Raw genomic sequence first — 20,168 nt, forward strand, 5'->3', positions numbered from 1 at the left:
CCTACTCTCCCGGCTCCCGGACGAGGGTCTGCTCGCGGCCGGGGCCGACGAACACCGCGGTCACCGCCACCCCGCCGAGCTTCTCGATCGCTTCGACGTAGGTGCGGGCCGCCCTGGGCAGGTCGGCGTAGCGGGTGACCGCGGTGATGTCCTCGCGCCAGCCCTCGTACTGCTCGTAGATGGGCACCGCGTGGTGGACCTGGGTCTGGGTCATCGGCCAGTCCTCGGTCACGTCGCCGTCCACCCGGTAGGAGGTCGCCACCGGGATCCGGTCGAAGGCCGACAGCACGTCCAGCTTGGTGACGAACGTCTCGGTGAGGCCGCTGACCCGGGCCGCGTAGCGGAGCACCACCGTGTCGAGCCAGCCGCACCGGCGCGCCCGCCCGGTGGTGGTGCCGAACTCCGCCCCGTCCCGGCGCAGTACCTCGCCTTGCTCGTCGTGCAGCTCGGTCGGGAGCGGCCCCGTGCCCACCCGGGTGGTGTAGGCCTTGGCGATGCCGATCACCCGCTCGATCTCGCGCGGGCCGACGCCGGTCCCGGCCAGCGCCCCCCCGGCGACCGGCGAGGAGGAGGTCACGAACGGGTAGGTGCCGTGGTCGACGTCGAGCATCGCCCCCTGGGCGCCCTCGAACAGGACCTGCTTGCCCTCGCGGAGTGCCTTCCACAGGTAGAGCGAGGTGTCGGCGATGCGCGGGCGGAGCGCCTCGGCGTAGGTGGCGTACTCCTCGACCACGGCGTCGGGGTCGATCGGCAGCCGGTTGTAGACCTTGGCGAGCTGCGGGTTGCGCTCCTTGAGCACGACCTCGACCTTCTGGGCCAGGATCTTCGGGTCGAGCAGGTCCTGGACCCGGATGCCGAGCCGGCCCGCCTTGTCGCCGTAGGCCGGGCCGATGCCCCGGCCGGTGGTGCCGATCCGGTTGCCGCCGAGGTAGCGCTCGGTGAGCTTGTCGCGCTCCTTGTGCCAGGGCATGATCAGGTGCGCGTTGGCCGAGACGAGCAGCTTGGCCGTGGAGATCCCCTGGGCGTCCAGCGCGGCCAGCTCGGCGAGCAGGACCCCGGGGTCGATCACCACGCCGTTGCCGATCACCGGGGTGATGTGCGGGTAGAGGATCCCGCTGGGGACCAGATGGAGCTTGAAGGTGCGCCCGGCGACCACGATCGTGTGCCCGGCGTTGTTGCCGCCCTGGTAGCGGACGACCACGTCCATCCGGTCGGCGAGGAGGTCGGTGGCCTTGCCCTTGCCCTCGTCGCCCCACTGGCTGCCCACCAGGATCGTTCCGGGCATGCTCCGCTCGCTTTCGTTCGGGTGGGTCCGGGGACCCCAGTCTATGCCTCGGAGGGCCGGTCCACCCCCAGAGACGCCGAGGCCGCCCCACGCAGCCCGGCCGCCCCAGGTCGCCCAGGACCGGAGGCGCCGGGCCACCGCCTTGGTCTGCGTGCCGTGGCGTGCCCGGCCCGGGCGGCCCCCTTCACGGCTCCTCAGGAGCGCCTGTGCCCTGGTTGAGGCGCTTGCTACCCATGTCTGGGCCGGCCCCTGACGAACGCCGACACCCCGAAGCCCCCGGCGAAGGCACCGATCACCCCGGTGACCAGCGCGAGCCAGGAGAGGCCGGCCTTCGACGGCGCGGGGGTCGCGGCCGGCGGCTTCCCGGCCGCGGCCGCGGCCGGCTGGGTCGGGTCGGCGGCGTTCTGCCCGAGGACCACCAGCACACCGCGCATGCGGGCAGGGTGGATGGCGCACTTGTAGCTGTAGCTACCCGGCTTGTCGGGCGCGGTGAGGGTCGTCTGTTTCCCGGGCTCCACGGTCTGGGTGTCCAGCGGGACGTCGTCGAACGTGGCCGTGTGCGGCGCGGCCCCGGCGTTCTGCCACGTCACCTTGCCCCCGGGCGCCACCGAGACCTCTGGCTTGTCGAACTGGAAGTCCTGCATGGCCACGCTCGCCTGCTGGGGCGCGTTGGACGCGGCGGCCGGCGGTGCGGCCTCGCCGGCGGCGACGGTCAGCACCCCGCGCATCGCGGCGGGGTGGATCTCGCAGTGGAACGGGAACTTGCCAGGCTTGCTGAGGGTGATGGTGGCGTTCGTGCCGGCGAACCTGCCCCCCTCGGCCCCCGGGGCGACCACGCCGGTGTCGAACGAGCCGTCGTCCGCGGTCAGCGTGTGCGGCTTGCCGCCGACGTTGGCGAACAGCAGGGTGGAGCCGGCCTGGACCTCCAGGTTGGGCGGGTCGAAGCGGAGCTTCTCGCCCGGCAGGGCCGGGTCGAGGCCTTGGACCCGGTTCACCCTGGACGGCTCGCTGCCCTGCCGCACCACGATCACGCCGTTCATCCGGGCGGGGTTGATGCGGCAGAAGTACGCATAGGTGCCGGGCACGGTGAACGTCACCTTGCCGCTGCCGTTCGGCGCGATCGGCCTGGTGTCGAAGGTCCCGCCGCGGTCGGTGACCGTGTGCGGCCGCGCCCCGCGGTTTGTCCAGGTCACGGTCGTGCCCAGGGCGACGGTCGTCGTCCCGGGCTCGAAGCGGAAGTCGACGATCTGGGCGCCCGCCTGCTCGCCGCTCTGCGCGAGGGCGGCGGCCGCCAGCCAGACCGATCCCCACGCCCAGAGCAGCCAGGCGGTCCCGAGCAGCGCAACGTTGACCCGTCGTCCCATATCCGCTACCTCGCTGTCACGTAGTCCGCCACGCTGGTCGCCCAGATGCCGGCGAAGGTGAGGAACAGGGCCGTGCCGATCCAGGGCAGCAGGTCGTCGCCCCTCCGCAGCACCCGCAGGAGCGCGAACTTGGCCGCCAGGATCACCAACACCAGCGTCCCGAACACCGAGTGCAGCAGCACGCGGGTCGGCGACGTGGGGCCCGCCGGTCCGGCCACGCAGGACACGGCGACCAGCACCGCCACCAGCACCGCCCCCCGGCCGACGATGCGGTGGGCCCGGGCCGCGGCGCCGGGGCTGACCGACGGGAACGGCGTCACCCCCCACAGCCGTGCGGCGAGCAGGACCTGCAGCCCGGCCAGGCAGAACACCACGGTCGAGCCGACGACCTTCCACAGCAGCAGGTTGTTGCCGGTGAGGTCGTTCAGCAGACCGATGACGTCCACGCGTCCTCCTTCACCCGGAGAGCAGGATCTTGGCCTTCATGCTCGGATGGATCGTGCAGATGTAGTCGAGCGGCTGGCTGACGACGAGCTTGAAGGACTTGCCCGGGTTGATCGTTCCGGAGTCGACCCCCAGGGCTTCAGCGGTCACCGTGTGCGGCGCGACGTCGCGGTTCTCGAACAGCACCTCGGTGCCTGGGGGGACGGTCAGCGTCTCTGGCGCGAACGCGACGTTCTCCATGCTGACCACCGGCGCGGCAGCGCCCACCGCCTCGCCAGCGGACGCCGCGGCGCGCTTGGCCGGGCGGTTCTCCCTGACCATCGCGGCCGGGCCCGCGACGGCGAGCGCAAGGAACCCGATGACGATGCCGACCCACACCACGCGCCTTGCGTCCACCCCAGCCCCCCACGTCCAGCGGGTGTGCCAACCGTCTCCAAGCGAGCGGCGGCGCCGGCACCAAGGCGCTCGCCTGGCGGCGGTGCCAGCCACCGTCGCTCCGGCACCGAGTGCGGTACCCGACGACTTCTAAGGGATGCAAGCGCCCGGTGTCAACGTCGGAAAACTCATGATCTGGCGGGCCTGACCGCCCGGACGCCCATGGTCCACAGGCGGGTGAGGCTCCGGGCAAGCTTCCGGACCGCCTCTGGGCGGCGCCCGCCTACCCGGGCTCCTGCCCGTAGGCTGAGGCCTGCTCCGGCGCGGTTCGCGCGGTTGAAGCGCCAGCTGCCGCGGTAGTACCGGCCGCGATGGCTCGGTCTGGTTGGGCCGTGGAGGATTCGGGAGGCGTTCATGCGGGTGCGGACCTGGAGCACCGAGTTCAGGCAGTTCCTGCTGCGGGGCAACGTGATCGACCTCGCAGTCGGCATCGTGGTCGGGGCCGCGTTCAACGAGGTGGTCCAGTCCTTCGTGAAGGGCCTGCTCACGCCGCTCATCGCGGCGATGTTCGGCGAGCCCGACTTCAGCAGCCTCTCGTTCGCCATCAACGGGTCGAAGTTCCAGTATGGGCTGTTCACCAACGCCCTGATCTCGTTCCTGCTGATCGCGTTCGCCGTCTTCTTCTTCGTCATGAAGCCGGTGAACGCCCTCATGTCGCTCTCCCGGCACCGCGAGCCACCCGACCCCAACACCCGCAAGTGCCCCGAGTGCCTGAGCGAGATCCCGCTGCAGGCCCGCCGCTGCGCCTTCTGCAGCGCAGAGGTCGGAGCGGTCGGCCCAGCCGCCACCGAGCGCTGAGTCGGGGAGGCTCCCGCGCCTGCGTCCCGGGTCGCCGCACCGGACGGCCGGCGACCGGGACCTCCTTCTTCCCGTCGGTTGACACCAGGAGCAATACTTGCATCATCACCCAACCGACATGACCGCTTCGCACCGAACAAGGAGCAGCGATGAGCGACAGCCGGTACCGCCTCCCGGCGGAGTTCGACCGGTTGCAGGCGCCGTCCAGCGCCTACGCCCCACGCCACGTCGTCACCTACCTGTGCACGCGAGAGCATCTGGTCTCGGTCCCGTTCGCGGCCGACGCCGAGGTGCCCGAGACGTGGGACTGTCGCTGCGGCAAGCCTGCCACCCGGGTCAGTCCCACAAGCACCGAGCCGGCCACCCGGGTCAGCCCCACGCCCGCCGAGCCGGCCACCCGGGTCAGCCCCACGCCCGCCGAGCCGGCCAGCCAGGTCGAGGCCGGGGAATCCACCGCGCCCGCGACGTAGCGAGGCCGGCGTCCGGCGACTGGCGGCCGGCGTGCCGGGCGGCGCGGTCGTGGGCGCGGCCGGCGACTGGCGGCCAGCGTGCCGGGCGGCGCGGTCGCGGTCGTGGGCGCGGCCAGCGGCCAGCGGCCGTAGCATTGCCGGATGGACGGCCGGCTCTGGGACCTGATCGTGGTCGGCGCCGGCCCGGCTGGCGCGGCCGCCGCCTTGCAGGCACGGCTAATCCGGCCCGGCGCCGCCGTGCTGCTCCTGGACAAGGCCGCCTTCCCCCGCGACAAGGCCTGCGGGGACGGCATCGCGCCCCACGGCGTCGACGAGCTGGCCGCTCTGGGGGCTGCCCACGCGCTCGAGGGCTACCCGCCCATCCACTGGCTGCGCATCCGCGCGCCTGGCGGGGATGAGGTCACAGGGCGACCGTCCCGTCCCAACCGGGTGGTCCCGCGCCGGGTGTTCGACGCCCGCCTGGTCGAGACGGCCGTGGCCGGAGGTGCCGTCCTCGCCCAGGAGCGCGTCCGCTCGGTCGAGGAGCGACCCGGCCGCGTGGTGGTCAACGGCGAGCTGGCGGGGCGAGCCTTGGTGGGTGCCGACGGCGCCAACTCGGCCGTGCGGCGCCTCCTCGGCGTCCCCGCCAACCCCCCGGGGGACCTCGCCATCGCCGTCCGCGGCTACGCGCCCGCCGGGCCGGGCCCGCTCGAGCAGTACATCGGCTGGGTGCCCGACGGGTGGCCGGCGTACGTCTGGTCGTTCCCGACCGGAACCGGGCTGGCCAACGTCGGCTACGGCCTGCTCCGCAGCCGCTTCACCGGCGGCCGGGCTGAGCTGTCCGAGCGGCTCCGCAGGCTGCTGCCAGAGGCGCAGCCCGACGAGGCGAGCATCCGCGCCCACCACCTGCCCTTCTCCACCCACCGGCCCCGGCCCGGCCGGGGCCGGGTGCTGCTGGCGGGCGACGCGGCGTCGCTGGTCAACCCGCTCAGCGGCGAGGGGATCTACTACGCGCTGGCCTCGGGACGGCTGGCGGCCTGCGCCGCTCTGCTCGCCACCGAGGACCCCGCGGCCGCCTACCGGCGGCTGCTCACGCAGGCGCTCGGGCGCCATTTCCGGCACTCGACCGTGCTGGCGCGGGCGATCCGTTCCCAGCGCCTGGCCTCGGCGGCCATGCTCGCCTCGGGCGCGTCCCCGGCACTGTTCGACGCGCTGGTCGAGATGGGCCTGGGCCAGGCCCGGCTGACCCCCGGCCTGCTCGCGCGGCTCCCCGTGGCGTACCTGCGCGCCCGCGTCACCGCCGCTCCCCACCCCGCGGATGCCCAGCGCTGAGGAGCTGTGATCAGGGAGCCGCCGGGTCCCGCGACCGACGGACTGCGCCACCCACTGCCGCGAGCAAGCGGCAGGCTTCGACTTCCGTCGGCGGGCCCTCGCCTTCCTGACGACCCTGGTCAGCGCCGGGCCGCACGGCCGGAGGCGGCCCGGCGGCCGCCGGCTCCCGGCGCGCGCTGGCCGGAGGGTGGGAGGCGGTCGGACGCGGCAGCGGCGATGGCCGCCACCGCGTCCGGGCCCAGCCTGGCCGGACCGCCGGCCAGGGTCCGGGCGACCCGCCGGGGGGCGACGAGCAGCACGTCCTCGACCATCAGCTCCCGCTGCGGGAGCACCCAGAGTCCATGCACGCACCAGACCGGCCGGGCCACCACCCGGAGCGGGCCGAGCACGTCGGTGAGCGCCTGGTTGACCGATCCCACCGCGGAGCGGGTGGGGCCGAGCAGCGAGGCCAACGGATGCTCGCCATAGACCCAGCCGACCCCCGGCCGCCAGTCGAGCAGCCGGCGCAGGTTCTTCGACTCGACCACGAACACGCCGGTCGGGCCGATCACGAGATGGCCGATGCCCGCTCGGCACCCGGGCGCGGCACGATCGTGCAGGACCTGCCAGCCGTGCTCGGCGAGGCGGTCGAGCAGCATCGCGGTCCGGCGCTCCCCCCGTGCGACCTGGCGCCAGGCACGCGGCACGGCGGGACGCCCCCGCTGCAGCGAGCTCCAGACCCAGACGGCGAGGGCGCCGCCCAGCAGGGCGAGCACGATCACCGCGCCGCCCGGGGTGACGCGGGTCAGCATCACCCCGGCGGCGTACGCTGCGGCCGGGCTCAGGGCCATGCGCCACGACTGCCGGGCGGCGGCGGCGAGCCGCCGGTGCTCGGCCCGCGCCGTCCGGCTGGTGGGGTGCCGCACCACTTGCATCGCCTCGCCCCTCCCCGTCGCATGCCTAGTCCGAATCGAGGATTTCGGGGATAGTAAGGGCAACTACCGACCCTCATGCAAACCGGGCGGTCAGCGGCCCTTCCGCTACGGCGGCACAGGCAGCCTGAGGTCGTGACGGCCTCGGCCCGACCATGGCACCGGCGCTGTCGCGGGGCCGAGGGGAGCTCGCTTCCCCGGTGACAGATGGCCTCCCGGCGGGTGCCTGGCTGGCGACCCCCGCGTCAGTTCGGCAACAGCAGCAGTATCGCCTGGAGGGACACGGCGTAGGCGATCAGCGTCTGGGCCTTGAACAGGCGGAGGAACGCCTTGCGGGCCTTGAACAGCGCCCGCAGGGCCAGCACGACCAGGAGCACGACCACGAGCTCGAGGACCACCCGGGCGAAGGTCGGCACGTGGACAGGCAGCCGGAAGCCGAGCAGCGCGGCGAGGTAGCCGAGCATCGCGAACAGGTAGACCCCCACGACCCCGGGGTAGATGGGCCAGATCGAGCGGCGGTAGGTACGGCCGGGCATGCGGTCATTGTACGCATCGGCCCATCGCCCGGAACCTGCCAGCGAGGCCGGCCGCCTCTGGGCTAGCGGCGGCCGGCGGCGGCCTCGCTCTGGGCCTCGAGCACGGCCAGGTCCTCGATGCCGCTGACCTCGACCGCGCCCGCGCGGTAGCGGCGGCGCTGCCGGACCTCGAGCCACCGGGCGAGCCGGGAGAGCGAGAAGTTGACAGCGACATAGATGGCGGCCGCCACCAGCAGGCCCTGCAGGAGCGACCTGGGCTCGACCTCGCCGATGATCTGGGCGCGCCTGAGCAGCTCCTCGTAGGGAAGCACGAACCCGAGCGAGGTGTCCTTGAGCAGGGTGATGAGCTGGCTGACCAGCGCTGGCACCATGCGCCGGATGGCCTGCGGGATGACCACGTACAGCATCGCGCTCCAGTAGCCCAGCCCGATCGCGTAGGCCGCCTCGGTCTGCCCCCTGTCCAGGGAGAGGATGCCGGCGCGGAAGATCTCGCCGAGGACGGCGCCGTTGTAGGCGACCAGCGCGATCACCAGGATCCACAGGGCGTCCAGGTTGATGCCGTACTTCGGCAGCAGGCGGGCGGTGAAGAAGATCAGCAGCAGCAGCGGCACGGCCCGGAACGTCTCGACGTAACCGCCGGTCAGCCAGCTCGTCGGCTTGTTCCTGGCCAGCCGGCCGAGAGCGAGCACTGCCCCGAGGATCACCGCGAAGCCCATCGCGAGGGCGGCCGCCTTGAGGGTGTTGAGCAGCCCCTCGCCCAGGAACCGCCAGACCTCGCCGTGCGTGAACAGCTCCCAGCGCTCGGCGTCGAGCTGCCCGTTGTCGGCGAAGCGGCGCAGGGCGACGTAGACCAGCAGGGCCAGCACCACGCCGGCCCCGATCGAGCCGAGCAGGATCCGGCGGCGGGCGCGCGGCCCGATCGCGTCGTACAGGACGGCGCCGCCTCTGGCGCTCATTGCCGCGTCCTCCTCTTGCACCAGGTTCCGAGTGCGCCCGCACGCCTCATCGCTTGATCGCCACCCTGCGCTCGATGGCGCCGAAGACGAACCCGGCCGGCAGCGTGAGGATCAGGTAGGCGACCCCGGCCCCGAGGAAGACCGGGATCGGCTGGGCGGTCGCGGTGTTCAGCTGGTCGGCCCGGTAGGTGAGTTCCGCGACCGCCACCGCGGCCGCGATCGAGGTGTTCTTGGTCAGCGCGATGAACAGGTTGGCGAGCGGGGGGACGACCGTCCGGAACGCCTGGGGCAGCACCACCTGGCTCAGGGTCTGCCCGAAGGTGAGCCCGATCGAGCGGGCCGCCTCGGCCTGGCCCCTGGAGACCGAGTTGATCCCCGAGCGGATCGTCTCGGAGACGAACGCGCCGGTGTAGGCCGAGAAGACGATGATCGCCGAGACGAACAGGGAATAGCGGATGCCGATCTTAGGGAAACCAAAGACGAACAGGACGATCAGGACAGGGAGGGGCGTGTTGCGCACGGTCTCGACGAAGGCGAGCCCGGCGGCCCGGGCCGGCGCGATCGGGCTGACGCGCATGATGGCGACGACCGTGCCGATGACGAGCGCGAGCGCGTAGGACACCAGGGCGAGCTGGATGGTGACCCAGAAGCCGCTCGCGTAGTCGTCGAGATTGGACGTGATGACGTCCAACCCGATCCTCCTCGGTGACGAGCCTGGGCGGCGGGTGGGCCCACCGCCCAGGCACTCGGATCAGATGGTCACTCAGTAGCGGTCGACCTTGGGCGGCTCGGGCGTGTTCTTCTCGACCTTGCCCGCCGTCTTCTCGAACGCCGCCTTCCAGCGGCCGTCCTGGAACATCTTCTCGAGCTCGTCGTTGACGAAGTTGCGCAGGTCGGTCGCGCCCTTCTTCATGCCGATCCCGTACGGCTCATCGGTGAACGGCTTGCCGACCAGCTTGTAGGCCCCGCTGCTCTTGTCGATCAGCCCGAGCAGGATGACGTTGTCGGTGGTCACCGCAGCGACCCGCCCGTCGCCCAGGGCCTCGGCGCACTTGGAGTAGGTGTCGAAGAGCACGGCCTGGGCCTGCGGCGCCTTCTCCTTGAGGTTCTTCTCCGAGGTCGAGCCCTGGACCGAGCAGACCTTCTTGCCGTTCAGGTCCTCGACGCCCTTGATGGAGGTGTCGTCGCTCTTGACCATGATGTCCTGGCCGGCGATGTAGTACGGCCCGGCGAAGTCCACCACCTGCTTGCGCTTGTCGTTGATCGTGTAGGTGGCCGCGACGATGTCGACCTTGCCCTCCTGGATGAAGGGCTCGCGGTTCTTGGAGACCGTCTCGATGAACTGGATGTTGTCGCGGCTGCCGGTGATCGCCTTGGCGATCTCCCGGGCGATCTCGGTGTCGAAGCCCTCGAGCTCCCCGGACAGGCCCTTGAGGCCGAACAGGGGCTGGTCGAACTTGGTGCCGACGATCAGCTTGCCCCTCTTCTGGATCGCCTCCATGGTCGAGCCGGCCGGCACCGACGGCTTCTCGCCGCCGCTGCCCGAGCCCGAGTCGCCGCCGCAGCCCGCGGCGGCCATGGCCAGGACGAGCGCGACTCCCACGATCGCGATGCGTCGTCTCAGCATGTCGTTCCCTCCTCGTCGATGGGGCCTGGTGTCGATGGGGACTGGTTCAGTGCGCAAGGATCTTGGAGAGGAAGTCGCGGGCCCGGTCGGACTCCGGCTCGCTGAAGAACCTGTCGGGCGGCGTGACCTCGACGATGCGGCCCTCGTCCATGAAGACGACCCGGCGGGCGGCGGAGCGGGCGAAGCCCATCTCGTGGGTGACGACCACCATCGTCATCCCGCTCTCGGCCAGCTCGATCATCACGTCGAGGACCTCCTTGATCATCTCCGGGTCGAGCGCCGAGGTCGGCTCGTCGAACAGGATGACCTTGGGGTCCATGGCCAGCGCGCGCGCGATGGCCGCGCGCTGCTGCTGGCCGCCGGACAGCTCGGCCGGGTGGCGGTCGGCCTTCTCGGCGATGCCCACGCGCGCGAGCAGCTCGCGGGCGCGCGCCTCGGCCTTGGCCTTGGGCATCTTGCGGGCCTTGATGGGACCGAGGGTCACGTTCTGGAGGACGGTCTTGTGGGCGAACAGGTTGAAGGACTGGAACACCATGCCCACGTCGGCCCGCAGCCTGGCCAACTGCTTGCCCTCCTCGGGCAGGGGCGTCCCGTCGATCTTGATCGTGCCGCTGTCGATCGTCTCGAGCCGGTTGATGCACCGGCACAGGGTCGACTTTCCCGACCCGGACGGGCCGATCACGACGACGACCTCGCCCGCCTCGACCGTGAGGTCGATGTCGTACAGCACGTGGAGCTGGCCAAAGGACTTGTTGACCTTCTCGAGGGTCACGAGCTCTGTTCCCACCGCACCGCCTTCGCTCGCCGCTCCGCTGGCCACGGATGATATGCCTGACACTACCGCGAAGTCCCCATCGAGAGGGCAACTGACGCGCCCGAAGACGCCGACGTCCGCCCCGCTTGGGCGGACGTCGGATGCGTCGGGGTGCGGCCGGCGGCTCAGGCCACCACGCTGGCGGCCGGCTCCCGGCTGCTGGCGAACTCGAGCCCTGTGGGGCCGGCGTCGACCGTGACGGTGTCGCCGTCGCCGATCTCGCCCGCGAGCAGGCGCTTGGCCAGCTCGTCGCCGATCGCCTTGGCGACCAGGCGGCGCAGGGGCCGGGCCCCGTAGGCCGGGTCGTAGCCGCGGTCGGTCAGCCAGGCCCGGGCGGCCGGGGTCAGGTCGAGCAGCAGCCGGCGCCCGGCCAGGCGGGCGGCCAGCCTGGCCACCTGGAGGTCGACGATCCTGGCCAGCTCCTCCCGGGTCAGCCGGTGGAAGACCAGGACCTCGTCCAGCCGGTTCAGGAACTCCGGCTTGAACGCCTCCCTGACCACGGCCATGACGCGCTCCCGGATCACCTCCTCCGGCTCGACGACGTCGGCCTGGAACTGCGAGCCGAGGTTCGAGGTCATGATGAGCACGACGTTGGAGAAGTCCACCGTGCGACCCTGGCCGTCGGTCAGCCGGCCGTCGTCCATGACCTGCAGCAGCACGTTGAACACGTCCGGGTGGGCCTTCTCGACCTCGTCGAGCAGCACGACCGAGTACGGACGGCGCCGGACCGCCTCGGTGAGCTGGCCGCCCTCCTCGTAGCCGACGTAGCCGGGGGGCGCGCCGACCAGGCGGGCGACCGAGTGCTTCTCGCCGTACTCGCTCATGTCGATGCGGACCATGGCCCGCTCGTCGTCGAACAGGTACGAGGCCAGGGCGCGGGCCAGCTCGGTCTTGCCGACGCCGGTGGGGCCGAGGAACAGGAACGTCCCGATCGGGCGGCCCGGCTCGCTGAGCCCGGCCCGCGAGCGCCGGATGGCGTCGGCCACCGCCGACACCGCGTCGTCCTGGCCGACCACGCGCGCGTGCAGCTCGTCCTCGAGGCGGAGGAGCTTGGCCATCTCACCCTGCATGAGCCGGGTGACCGGCACGCCGGTCCAGGCCGACACGACCTCGGCGACATCCTCGTCGTCGACCTCCTCCTTGAGCATCTTGCGGTCGCCCTGCAGCGCGAGCAGGCGCTCGTTGGCCTCGCCGAGCGCGCGCTCGAGGCCGGGGAGCACGCCGTAGCGGAGCTCGGCGGCCCGGTTCAGGTCGGCGTCCCGCTCGGCCCGGTCCAGCTCGCCCTTGGCCTCCTCGATGCGGGCCTTGGTGTCCCGGATGGTCTGGATGGCCTCCTTCTCGGCCGTCCAGTGCGCCTTCATCCCGTCGAGGGTCTCGCGCAGGCCGGCCAGCTCCTCCTCGAGCTTGGCCAGCCGCTCCTGGGAGGCGGGGTCGGTCTCCTTGCGGAGCGCGGCCCGCTCGATCTCGAGCTGCTTGGCGCGGCGCTCGAGCACGTCGACCTCGACCGGCATCGAGTCGATCTCGATGCGCAGGCGGCTGGCGGCCTCGTCGACGAGGTCGATCGCCTTGTCGGGCAGGAAGCGGCCGGTCACGTACCGGTCGGAGAGGACCGCGGCGGCCACCAGGGCGGAGTCCTGGATGCGGACGCCGTGGTGGACCTCGTAGCGCTCCTTCAGGCCGCGCAGGATGGCGATGGTGTCCTGCACGCTCGGCTCGCCCACGAACACCGGCTGGAACCGGCGCTCGAGGGCCGCGTCCTTCTCGATGTGCTTGCGGTACTCGTCGAGGGTGGTGGCGCCGACCATGCGCAGCTCCCCCCGGGCCAGCATCGGCTTGAGCATGTTGCCGGCGTCCATGGCGCCCTCGGCCGCGCCGGCCCCGACGACCGTGTGGAGTTCGTCGATGAAGGTGATGACCTCACCGTCGGACTCGCGGATCTCGTCGAGGACCGCCTTGAGCCGCTCCTCGAACTCGCCGCGGAACTTCGAGCCGGCCACCATCGCGCCGAGGTCGAGGGAGACGATGCGCTTGTCCTTCAGGGACTCCGGCACGTCTCCGGCCACGACCCGCTGGGCCAGCCCCTCGACGATGGCGGTCTTGCCCACGCCGGGCTCGCCGATCAGCACCGGGTTGTTCTTGGTCCGCCGGCTGAGCACCTGGACGACCCGGCGCACCTCGTCGTCGCGGCCGATCACCGGGTCGAGCCTGCCCGAGCGGGCCAGGTCGGTGAGGTCGCGGCTGAAGCGCTCCAGCGCCTGGTACTTCGACTCGGGGTCCTGGTCGGTGACCCGCTTGGAGCCCCGGACCTCGGTGAGCGCGGCCAGGATCGACTCCCTGGTCACCCCGGCCTCGGTCAGCAGCTTGGCTGCCGTGCTCTTCGGCGTTGCGCCCGCCGGGCGCCCGGCGCTCTTCGGCGTTGCGCCCCCCGGGCGCCCGTCAATCTCGCTGCCGGTGGCCAGGCCGAGCAGGAGATGCTCGGTGGAGACGTACTGGTCGCCGAGGCTGGAGGCCTCCTTGCGGGCCCGCTCGATCAGCCGGGCCGTCTGGGGCGACAGCGCGGTGTCCTGCTCCGGGCCGTAGACCTTCGGGATCCGGTCGAGGGCCTCCTGGGCCCGCGCGCGCAGCGCCCCCGGGTCGGCCCCGGCCCGGCGGACGACCGGGAAGACGATCCCGTCCGGATCCGACAGGAGCGCGACCAGCAGGTGCTCGGGCTCGATCCGCTGGTGGTCGCCTGCCCGTGCGGTGCGCTGGGCGGTCGCCAGTGCCTCCTGGGCCCGCAGCGTGAACGCGTTGACATCCATTGTCGCTCTCAGTCCTACCTCATGTGCTCGTCTCCGTGGCTACCTCACGGAATCCCTGCGTTTGGTACGGTTATGTTTGCTACGGTTCCGGCCGTACAACTGTGTTTGCTACGGTGCAAGCCGTATGAGTGTGTTCGGCACGGTTCAAGTTGTGTTTGGTACGGTTCAGGCAGTACAACGTCGTAGGAGCTCCGTATAGTCCCGGTCAGTGGATCGTGTGTCGCTCTTCGGGTGGCTCGTAGCGGACGATCGCGGACGAGTACGGGACCAGGTCCCGCCGGGCGGCCCGGCGGACCCTCTCCAGCTCCTGCCGGTGGCGGCGGGCCTGGAGCGCGAGATCGGCCTCGAGCTGCGCGTTGCGGGCCTCGAGCCGGTCGATCTCCTCGGTCAGCTCGATGACCCGCTGCACGCCGGCAAGGTTGACGCCCTTGTGGGTCAGCTCCTGGATCTCGCGCAGCCGCTCGATGTCACGCTCGGAGTAGCGGCGCGAGTTCGACGTGGTCCGCTTGGGCCGGACCAGTCCCTTGCGCTCGTAGATCCGCAGCGTCTGCGGGTGCACGCCGGCCAGCTCGGCCGCCACCGAGATGACGAAGACGGCCCGCTCGTCCAGACGCTTCGGTCGATCGGCCATGGCGCTCCACCCCTCACAGCGTTGCGCTCACTCCACGCCGAGGTGCGCCCTCGGCGTGGCGTCCGACAGCGACGCGAACTCGCGCAGGAGGTCACGCTCCTTGCGCGAGAGCTTCTCGGGGACCGCGACCTGGACGGTGACCAGCAGGTCGCCACCGGACCTGCGCCCGTTGGGCGAGCCGGGCACGCCACGTCCCTTGACCCGGAAGGTCCGCCCGTTCTGGGTTCCTGACGGCACCTTCAGGGTCACCGGGCCGTCCAGCGTCGGGACCTTCAGCTCGGCCCCGAGGGCGGCCTCGGCGAAGGTGACTGGGACGTTGACGGTCAGGTCCTGCCCCTGGCGCCCGAACAGCGGGTGCGGCTGCACCTGTACCTTGACGATCACGTCGCCGGCGGGCGCCCCGGCCTGGCCGGGCTCTCCCTGCCCCTTGAGCCGGATGGTGGCGCTGTCGTTCACGCCGGCGGGGATGCGGACCTTGAGCGTGCGGGTGCGGACCTCGGTGCCGCGGCCCTGGCAGGTCGGGCAGGGGTCGTCGATCACGGTGCCGCGGCCCTGGCAGGTCGGGCACGGGCTCGACAGTCCGAACAGCCCCTGGTCGCGGGTTACCGTGCCGCGGCCGTTACACGTGGAACATGGCTTCGGCAGGGTGCCCGGCCGGGCTCCGGACCCGTGGCAGGTGGAGCAGGCGGCCGGGCCGGTCAGGTTGAGAGAGATGGTGCCGCCGCGGACCGACTCCTCGAAGCCGAGGGTGAGCTTGGCGTCGACGTCGCGGCCCCGGCGAGCCGCCTGCTGGGTGCGGCCCGCACCGCCGAACAGGTTGCCGAACAGGCCCCCGAGACCGCCGAAGTCGCCCAGGTCGTCGACCCGGACCCGCTGGCCGCCGGGGAATCCGCCACCCGGGAAGCCGCCGCCGAAGCTGCCGGGACCGAACGCGCCCGAGCCGAGCAGCCGCCGGGCCTCGTCGTACTCGGCCCGCTTCTTCGGGTCGGACAGGACGCTGTAGGCCCTGCCCACCTCCTTGAAGCGCTCCTCGGCCGTGCGGTCACCGGGGCTGGCGTCCGGGTGCAGCTTCTGGGCGAGCTTGCGGTACGCCTTCTTGATGTCGGCGGGCGAGGCGTCCTTGGGTACGCCGAGCACGGCGTAGAAGTCCTTCTCGAAGTACTCCGGGTTGTTCACGTTCTTCGCTCTTTCCTCCGGGTCTCGTCCTGCAGCCCCCAGCCCGTGGGCCTGCCTCGAAGCCCCGGGATCCTCTATCTGGCCACCTTCACCATGGCGGGACGGAGCACCTTGCCCTGGAGCTCGTAGCCCGTCCGCACGACGTCGACCACGGTGCCCGGCTCGGCGCCCTCCTCCTCGACCGCGACGACCGCCTCGTGGCGCTCGGGGTCGAACGGCTTGCCCTCGGCCTCGATGCGGGAGAGCCCCTCGCCGCGGAGCACCTCCTGCAGCTCGCCGAAGACCATCTCGACCCCCTTGAGCATGCTGCGGTCGAAGTCCCGAGACTGCTCGGCGTGGGAGATGGCGAGCTCGAAGTTGTCCAGCACGGGCAGCAGCCTGGAGACGAGCGCCTGGGAGGCGGAGGCCATCCGCGCCGTCTGCTCGCGCAGCATCCGTTTGCGGTAGTTGTCGAACTCCGCCTGCAGCCGGCGCAGGTCGTTGAGGTAGCCGACCGCCTCGGCACGGACGCCGGCGAGGTCGGCCTCGATCGTCTGGCTCTGCTCGGCGGCGGTCCGGCCATCCGGCTCCTTGTCGGCGGAGCCAGCCCCGGCGTCGACGCGCTGGTCCGGCTCGACCGGCTCCTCGTCGGCCGGCGGGTCACTGGCCTTCGGCTTGCCAGCGGCTGCCGCTCCGGCAGCATTGGCTACCGGCTCCCCGGAGACCGGCGCGCGGTCGGCCGCCACCGCGACCTCGTCGTCGGGAGCCGCGCCACTGGCGCCGTTCCCGTCCGCCGCCGCTCCCGTGCCGCCGGCCCGGGCCGTGCTCCGCTGGTGCTCCTCGCGCGGGAGCCTCTTCCTGGTCACGTCGTCCACTTCCTGCTCGGTGTCCTTCTGCACGTGTTGTCCCCCTTCAAAGACCGGTGAGAGCGCCCCCGGCCCGGTTGCCCCGGCCGGCGTACGCGCTCACCGCTCCCGTGGGGGAGAGGGGAGGCATCCGCCCCCCCTCTCCTGAACCTGCTCCGACGGTCGGCGCTGCTACTGCGAGCTGCTGGTGCTGACGCCCTCCACCGGCTGGCGGCCGGGGCGGATCTCGATCTTCTTGGGCTTGGCCTCCTCGGCCTTGGGCACGACCACCTGCAGCAGCCCGTTCTCGAACGACGCCTCGATCTCGTTCGCCCGCACCCGGCTCGGCAGGGTGATCGAGCGGCGGAACGCGCCGTAGCGGCGCTCGACGCGGTGGAACTGCTGCTGCCCGGAGGAGTCGGCGGTGAGCTGCCGCTCACCCTGGATGGTCAGCAGGCCGTCCTCGAGGGTGATCTCGAGGTCCTCGGCCTTGACCCCGGGCACCTCGACGGTGACCAGGTAGGCGTCCTTGCGCTCGGAGATGTCGAGCGCCGGTGCCCACATCCGGGTGCTGGCCTCGCTGCCCTGCCGGCCGGAGGGCTGCCCCATGGCCCGGCCGAAGAGCTGGTTCATCTCGTCCTGGATCGAAAGCAGGTCCTGGAACGGGTCCCACCGCGAGACGTTGGCCATGACATGCCTCCTTCTTCCCTCTTGGGGCCATGCCAGCCCCGACCTCGGACCTGGCCCGGCCCTTCCGGGCCAGGTCCACCGACCTCTGTGCCGCGCCCGGGATCAGGGGAGCCCGGGATCAGGCTCCCTTCTGCTCCTGGTTGCCCTCGTCGATGATCTCGGCGTCGACCACGTCGCCGTCGCCGGCCTGGGCGGTGGCGGCTCCGTCGCCGGCCGCGCCCGTGGAGGCGGAGCCGCCCGGGCCGGGCTGGCCCTGGCTGGGCTGGCCCTGGCTGGGCTGCTGGGCCTGGGCGTAGACCGCCTCGGCCAGCTTGTAGCTCGCCTGCTGCAGGGCCTCGGTGGCCGAGGTGATCGCGACGGTGTCGTCGCCGGTCAGCTTCTCCTTCATGGTGGCCAGCGCCTGCTCGACGGTGGAGCGGTCGTCGTCGGAGATCTTGTCGCCGTAGTCCTTCAGGCTCTTCTCGGTCTGGTAGACGAGCTGCTCAGCCCGGTTCTTGGCCTCGGCGGCCTCACGCCGGCGCCGGTCCTCCTCGGCGTAGCTCTCGGCTTCGCGGATCATCCGGTCGATGTCGTCCTTGGGCAGCGAGGTGCCACCCGTGATGGTCATCGACTGCTCCTTGCCGGTGCCGCGGTCCTTGGCCGAGACGTTGACGATGCCGTTGGCGTCGATGTCGAAGGTGACCTCGATCTGCGGCACGCCCCGGGGCGCGGGCGGGATGCCGACGAGCTGGAAGTTGCCGAGCAGCTTGTTGCCGTAGGTCATCTCGCGCTCGCCCTGGAAGACCTTGACGTCGACCTCGGACTGGCCGTCGTCGGCGGTGGTGAACACCTCGGAGCGGCGCGTCGGGATGGTCGTGTTGCGCTCGATGAGCTTGGTCATGACGCCGCCCTTGGTCTCGATCCCGAGCGACAGCGGGGTGACGTCGAGCAGCAGGATGTCCTTGACCTCGCCCTTGAGCACGCCAGCCTGGACGGTGGCGCCCACGGCCACGACCTCGTCGGGGTTGACGCCCTTGTGCGGGTCCTTGCCGCCGGTGAGCTTCCTGACGAACTCGGTGATCATCGGCATGCGGGTCGAGCCGCCGACCAGCACGACGTGGTTGATGCCAGTCAGGTCCTTGCCCGTCTTGGCCTTCCAGTCGTTGATGGCGCGGTCGAACGGGCCCCGGCAGCGCTCGACCAGGTCCTCGGTCATGCGCTCGAGCTCGCCCCGGGTGAGACGCTGCTCCATGTGGAGCGGGCCCTCGGGCGTGGCGGTGATGAAGGGCAGGTTGATGGTGGTCTCGAGCGTCGAGGAGAGCTCGATCTTGGCCTTCTCGGCCGCCTCCTTCAGGCGCTGCATCGCCATCTTGTCGTTGGACAGGTCGATGCCGTGGTTGCCCTTGAAGGTCTTGAGCAGCCATTCGACGATGCGCTGGTCCCAGTCGTCGCCGCCCAGGTGCATGTCGCCCGAGGTGGCCTGCACCTCGATGACGCCCTCGCCGATGTCGAGCAGGGACACGTCGAAGGTGCCGCCGCCCAGGTCGAACACGAGGATCGTCTCGTCGTTCTCCTTGTCGAGCGAGTAGGCGAGCGAGGCGGCGGTCGGCTCGTTGATGATGCGAAGCACGTCCAGGCCCGCGATCTCGCCGGCCTCCTTGGTGGCCTGGCGCTGCGCGTCGTCGAAGTAGGCGGGCACCGTGATGACCGCCTGGGCCACCTGGTCGCCCAGGTACGCCTCGGCGTCCCGCTTCAGCTTCTGCAGGATGAACGCGCTGACCTGCTGCGGCGAGAACTCCTTGCCGTCGGCGCGGAAGCGCCAGGACGACTCGCCCATGTGGCGCTTGACCGACCGGACGGTCCGGTCAGGGTTGGTCACCGCCTGCCGCTTTGCCACCTCGCCGACCAGCACCTCGCCGGTCTTGGACAGGGCGACCACCGAGGGCGTGGTGCGCGACCCCTCGGCATTGGGGATGACCGTGGGCTCCCCGCCCTCCAGCACAGCGACGACGGAGTTGGTGGTCCCCAGGTCGATCCCAACGGCCTTGGCCATCTCATCACCTCAAGAACTTGCTTCGGAGGCACGCCTCGGCGTGCCGATCGGGACACAGATTCGGAGGCACGCCTCGGCGTGCCGAACGGGACACGGAAGCTGGACACTTGCGCGGCCGGCCGTCCCGGCCGCTTGCTCGACAAGATAGGAGGTTGAGCCAGAGGTTGTCAAGCAAGTGGTATTAACCACTTTATGTTGCCTCTGACCAGGTCGTTTAGGTCACGACAGGGAGGCGTTCGGGGTTGCGCGGGACCACCTGGCTCCCCTCGCGCACCCTGGCGGCCGTGAGCGCGCCGGCTGCCAGCTCGACCGCATACCGGTAGGAGTGGTCCGGACCGTACACCGGGCACGGGTCGGCCGTGCACGGCGTCATCTCCCGCACCGCCACCACCCGGCCGTCGCCCGCGACGAACGCGATCGACAGAGGCACGAGGGTGTCCTTCATCCAGAACGCCGCCGTGGTGTCGGCCGGGAAGAGGAAGACCATACCGGTCCCCGCGGGCACCCGGGTCCGCCCCATGAGGCCGCGGTCCCTGGCCGCCGGGCTGGCCGCGACCTCGAGCCGCACCGCCACCGCTGGGCGCCCCTCGCCGCGCAGCAGGTACTCGGCCACGACCGGCTGCCCTCCGGACGGGGGCGTGCCCTGCGTGGCCGGCCGCCCGGTCGAGCGGGCCAGCACGACCACCATCCCGGCGCCGGCCAGCAGCAGCACGCCGGCCAGCAGCAGGGGGAGCCGGCCCCGGACCCGTTCCATGCCGGCCAGCCTACTGCCCAGCCACGCGTGGCGGCGGCGACGGAGGTGGCGGCGACGGCCCGGCCCTGGGCTCCCGGGCGGCGCGGCCCGGCCCTGGGCTCCGCGCGCGGCGACGGCCCGGCCCTGGGCTCCCGGGCGGCGCGGCCCGCTCCTGGGATCCCGCGCGGGGCGGCACGCTCCTCGCCGGCAACCGGCCACTTCGCAGGTCCGTTGCCCGCTTGCTTGCGGCCAACCGTTGTTACCGAGCGGTAAGCTTCGTCCGCGCGGGCGTGGCTGGCCCGCGGGTCGCTCGTCCGCGCGGGCGTAGCT

General features: G+C 71.7%; 20 protein-coding genes. 3 read left to right on the plus strand and 17 right to left on the minus strand.

The annotated features are described in order from the left end of the window. Window position 1 precedes the first annotated feature (1 nt). The 4 genes from VG276_17235 to VG276_17250 form a co-directional block, all read right to left on the minus strand. Window positions 2-1,285, minus strand: coding sequence for an adenylosuccinate synthase (locus VG276_17235; protein HEV8651077.1), 1,284 nt, complete (start codon window positions 1,283-1,285; stop codon window positions 2-4). A gap of 227 nt (window positions 1,286-1,512) precedes the next feature. Then, window positions 1,513-2,649, minus strand: coding sequence for a cupredoxin domain-containing protein (locus VG276_17240; protein HEV8651078.1), 1,137 nt, complete (start codon window positions 2,647-2,649; stop codon window positions 1,513-1,515). A 5-nt stretch (window positions 2,650-2,654) separates the two neighbouring features. Further along, window positions 2,655-3,095, minus strand: coding sequence for a DUF6529 family protein (locus tag VG276_17245; protein HEV8651079.1), 441 nt, complete (start codon window positions 3,093-3,095; stop codon window positions 2,655-2,657). A gap of 10 nt (window positions 3,096-3,105) precedes the next feature. Continuing rightward, entirely contained in the window at window positions 3,106-3,489 is a 384-nt protein-coding gene (locus tag VG276_17250; GenBank protein HEV8651080.1) for a cupredoxin domain-containing protein, read from the minus strand. Between the two features lie 393 nt (window positions 3,490-3,882). Here VG276_17250 and mscL point away from each other — a divergent pair, with 393 nt between their 5' ends. From mscL to VG276_17265, 3 genes are all read left to right on the plus strand, one after another. Continuing rightward, a complete protein-coding gene (mscL, locus tag VG276_17255) occupies window positions 3,883-4,326 on the plus strand; it encodes a large conductance mechanosensitive channel protein MscL (protein ID HEV8651081.1) in 444 nt (147 codons plus the stop codon). A gap of 149 nt (window positions 4,327-4,475) precedes the next feature. Further along, window positions 4,476-4,796: an RNA polymerase-binding protein RbpA gene (locus tag VG276_17260; protein HEV8651082.1), complete on the plus strand. Its 321-nt coding sequence runs from the start codon at window positions 4,476-4,478 to the stop codon at window positions 4,794-4,796. 141 nt (window positions 4,797-4,937) lie between these two features. Then, window positions 4,938-6,107 carry a geranylgeranyl reductase family protein gene (locus VG276_17265; protein HEV8651083.1) on the plus strand — a complete coding sequence of 390 codons (1,170 nt, stop codon included), beginning with the start codon at window positions 4,938-4,940 and terminating at the stop codon, window positions 6,105-6,107. A gap of 119 nt (window positions 6,108-6,226) precedes the next feature. Here the strand turns inward: VG276_17265 and VG276_17270 are convergent, their stop codons facing one another. The 13 genes from VG276_17270 to VG276_17330 all read right to left on the minus strand — a co-directional run bounded on the left by VG276_17270 (window position 6,227) and on the right by VG276_17330 (window position 19,859). Then, window positions 6,227-7,021 carry a nuclease-related domain-containing protein gene (locus VG276_17270; protein ID HEV8651084.1) on the minus strand — a complete coding sequence of 265 codons (795 nt, stop codon included), beginning with the start codon at window positions 7,019-7,021 and terminating at the stop codon, window positions 6,227-6,229. A gap of 242 nt (window positions 7,022-7,263) precedes the next feature. Continuing rightward, a complete protein-coding gene (locus tag VG276_17275) occupies window positions 7,264-7,554 on the minus strand; it encodes a hypothetical protein (GenBank protein HEV8651085.1) in 291 nt (96 codons plus the stop codon). 62 nt (window positions 7,555-7,616) lie between these two features. Further along, entirely contained in the window at window positions 7,617-8,510 is an 894-nt protein-coding gene (locus tag VG276_17280) for an amino acid ABC transporter permease (protein ID HEV8651086.1), read from the minus strand. A 46-nt stretch (window positions 8,511-8,556) separates the two neighbouring features. After that, a complete protein-coding gene (locus VG276_17285) occupies window positions 8,557-9,201 on the minus strand; it encodes an amino acid ABC transporter permease (GenBank protein HEV8651087.1) in 645 nt (214 codons plus the stop codon). A gap of 72 nt (window positions 9,202-9,273) precedes the next feature. Then, complete coding sequence (locus VG276_17290) at window positions 9,274-10,137, minus strand: glutamate ABC transporter substrate-binding protein (protein ID HEV8651088.1); 864 nt, start codon at window positions 10,135-10,137, stop codon at window positions 9,274-9,276. A 46-nt stretch (window positions 10,138-10,183) separates the two neighbouring features. Then, a complete protein-coding gene (locus VG276_17295; protein HEV8651089.1) occupies window positions 10,184-10,957 on the minus strand; it encodes an amino acid ABC transporter ATP-binding protein in 774 nt (257 codons plus the stop codon). A 119-nt stretch (window positions 10,958-11,076) separates the two neighbouring features. Then, entirely contained in the window at window positions 11,077-13,752 is a 2,676-nt protein-coding gene (clpB, locus tag VG276_17300) for an ATP-dependent chaperone ClpB (protein ID HEV8651090.1), read from the minus strand. 205 nt (window positions 13,753-13,957) lie between these two features. Further along, window positions 13,958-14,383, minus strand: a complete 426-nt coding sequence (locus tag VG276_17305; GenBank protein ID HEV8651091.1) for a MerR family transcriptional regulator — start codon at window positions 14,381-14,383, stop codon at window positions 13,958-13,960. A gap of 27 nt (window positions 14,384-14,410) precedes the next feature. Further along, window positions 14,411-15,559 carry a molecular chaperone DnaJ gene (gene dnaJ / locus VG276_17310; protein HEV8651092.1) on the minus strand — a complete coding sequence of 383 codons (1,149 nt, stop codon included), beginning with the start codon at window positions 15,557-15,559 and terminating at the stop codon, window positions 14,411-14,413. A 74-nt stretch (window positions 15,560-15,633) separates the two neighbouring features. Further along, window positions 15,634-16,437, minus strand: coding sequence for a nucleotide exchange factor GrpE (grpE, locus tag VG276_17315; protein HEV8651093.1), 804 nt, complete (start codon window positions 16,435-16,437; stop codon window positions 15,634-15,636). A 138-nt stretch (window positions 16,438-16,575) separates the two neighbouring features. Continuing rightward, the gene (locus VG276_17320) at window positions 16,576-17,073 is read right to left on the minus strand and encodes an Hsp20/alpha crystallin family protein (GenBank protein HEV8651094.1); all 498 of its coding nucleotides are present in this window, start codon (window positions 17,071-17,073) and stop codon (window positions 16,576-16,578) included. A gap of 118 nt (window positions 17,074-17,191) precedes the next feature. Further along, window positions 17,192-19,105 (minus strand): molecular chaperone DnaK, encoded by a 1,914-nt coding sequence (dnaK, locus tag VG276_17325; GenBank protein HEV8651095.1) that lies wholly within the window; start codon window positions 19,103-19,105, stop codon window positions 17,192-17,194. A 214-nt stretch (window positions 19,106-19,319) separates the two neighbouring features. Continuing rightward, entirely contained in the window at window positions 19,320-19,859 is a 540-nt protein-coding gene (locus VG276_17330; GenBank protein ID HEV8651096.1) for a DUF192 domain-containing protein, read from the minus strand. Window positions 19,860-20,168 lie beyond the last annotated feature (309 nt).

The organism is Actinomycetes bacterium (assembly GCA_036000965.1).
Lineage (GTDB): Bacteria > Actinomycetota > CALGFH01 > CALGFH01 > CALGFH01 > DASYUT01.

Excerpts from the sequence above, each read along its gene's own strand:
- VG276_17280 (HEV8651086.1), bottom strand. The coding sequence starts at position 8,510 with ATGAGCGCCAGAGGCGGCGCCGTCCTGTACGACGCGATCGGGCCGCGC.
- VG276_17235 (HEV8651077.1), bottom strand. The coding sequence starts at position 1,285 with ATGCCCGGAACGATCCTGGTGGGCAGCCAGTGGGGCGACGAGGGCAAG.
- VG276_17290 (HEV8651088.1), bottom strand. The coding sequence starts at position 10,137 with ATGCTGAGACGACGCATCGCGATCGTGGGAGTCGCGCTCGTCCTGGCC.
- VG276_17275 (HEV8651085.1), bottom strand. The coding sequence starts at position 7,554 with ATGCCCGGCCGTACCTACCGCCGCTCGATCTGGCCCATCTACCCCGGG.
- mscL (HEV8651081.1), top strand. The coding sequence starts at position 3,883 with ATGCGGGTGCGGACCTGGAGCACCGAGTTCAGGCAGTTCCTGCTGCGG.
- VG276_17305 (HEV8651091.1), bottom strand. The coding sequence starts at position 14,383 with ATGGCCGATCGACCGAAGCGTCTGGACGAGCGGGCCGTCTTCGTCATC.
- dnaK (HEV8651095.1), bottom strand. The coding sequence starts at position 19,105 with ATGGCCAAGGCCGTTGGGATCGACCTGGGGACCACCAACTCCGTCGTC.
- VG276_17330 (HEV8651096.1), bottom strand. The coding sequence starts at position 19,859 with ATGGAACGGGTCCGGGGCCGGCTCCCCCTGCTGCTGGCCGGCGTGCTG.
- VG276_17260 (HEV8651082.1), top strand. The coding sequence starts at position 4,476 with ATGAGCGACAGCCGGTACCGCCTCCCGGCGGAGTTCGACCGGTTGCAG.
- VG276_17265 (HEV8651083.1), top strand. The coding sequence starts at position 4,938 with ATGGACGGCCGGCTCTGGGACCTGATCGTGGTCGGCGCCGGCCCGGCT.
- VG276_17320 (HEV8651094.1), bottom strand. The coding sequence starts at position 17,073 with ATGGCCAACGTCTCGCGGTGGGACCCGTTCCAGGACCTGCTTTCGATC.
- clpB (HEV8651090.1), bottom strand. The coding sequence starts at position 13,752 with ATGGATGTCAACGCGTTCACGCTGCGGGCCCAGGAGGCACTGGCGACC.
- VG276_17270 (HEV8651084.1), bottom strand. The coding sequence starts at position 7,021 with ATGCAAGTGGTGCGGCACCCCACCAGCCGGACGGCGCGGGCCGAGCAC.
- VG276_17240 (HEV8651078.1), bottom strand. The coding sequence starts at position 2,649 with ATGGGACGACGGGTCAACGTTGCGCTGCTCGGGACCGCCTGGCTGCTC.